Source organism: Porphyromonas circumdentaria (assembly GCF_900167105.1).
Lineage (GTDB): Bacteria > Bacteroidota > Bacteroidia > Bacteroidales > Porphyromonadaceae > Porphyromonas > Porphyromonas circumdentaria.
Genome location: NZ_FUXE01000034.1, coordinates 1 through 1,093, shown reverse-complemented (window position 1 = coordinate 1,093; position 1,093 = coordinate 1). Strand labels below are relative to the sequence as shown.

Annotated in this window: 1 protein-coding gene; it reads left to right on the top strand. The window is 41.9% G+C overall.

Features of this window, described 5'->3' with window-relative positions:
• Positions 1-38: 38 nt before the first annotated feature.
• The coding region (locus B5D06_RS08805) for a leucine-rich repeat domain-containing protein (protein ID WP_200804992.1) at positions 39-1,093 on the top strand (1,055 nt) is incomplete at its 3' end.

Below are 1,093 nucleotides of genomic sequence, written 5' to 3'. Positions count from 1 at the left end.
ATCGAAACAATAACTCTTAGATAAAAAGGAGGTTTATCATGAAAACGATTACGAATATCACCATAGGGCTTTTAGCTCTTCTGAGTTTAAGTGCTTTGAGTACCTCTCTGTGTCGAGCTCAGACTCAGCCCAACATCACTTTTAAAATAGATACTCGTGAAGGGAAGATTGGAGAAAAAAGATATTTTGAAATGTGTCTTTCAGTAAAGGGAGAGTGGAGAATAGAGGGGATAGAAAAGCCCAGTGATTGGCAAAACAATAAGTGTGTAGTCTACAAATTGCCTTACACAAGCCCCGATATCGTAACCATAAAGATTTGGGGAGAAGTCGAGAGATTCAGTATCTATATGGCATCCGTAGTAGACCTGGATGTCTCTCAAAGCCCCTCCCTAATCAGTTTGGGCTGCGAAGGCAATGCCTTAACAAACTTAAATCTGAGTAGTAATACCCATCTAAAGACGCTTTTTTGTAGAGACAATCAGCTAACAGTATTGGACTTAACAGCAAACACAGCCTTGGAGCATCTTAATTGTTCTGGAAACCCCCTAACAGAGTTGAACCTAAAGCCTCTTACCCTGTTGAAAAGTTTCAGAGCAGATAGAACTCAAATTAGCAAATTGGATGTCTCAACTCTTGGATTTTTAGAGTATTTAATAGCCAATAGCAATAAAAAATTGGAAGAAGTGATTTTCCATTCGGGTGAGCAGAAAGCCGAAAAGTTACGAGAAGTTCATTTAGTCAACTGCGCACTTAAGGGATTAGACTTTACGGGGTTGGATAATCTTTATTCTGTGTTTTGTTACGACAACCAAATAAACGGCGAGGCATGCTCAGCCCTGATCAAATCACTACCCGACCATAGCTATCCGCATCCGATACATAACAATAAGCTGCGTATTATAAATACGGGGTCAACAACGGAGCGCAACGTTTGCTATGAAGCAGATGCCAAGCTGGCTTGGGAAAAAGAGTGGGAGTGCGAAGACTACAACGGAGGCAACCCACAACGCTACGAAGGCTCTAAACCCTCTGCAGGGGTTGCAATAGAGGCTTCGACATTGGAGGTATTCCCCAACCCAACGAAAAAGGAGCT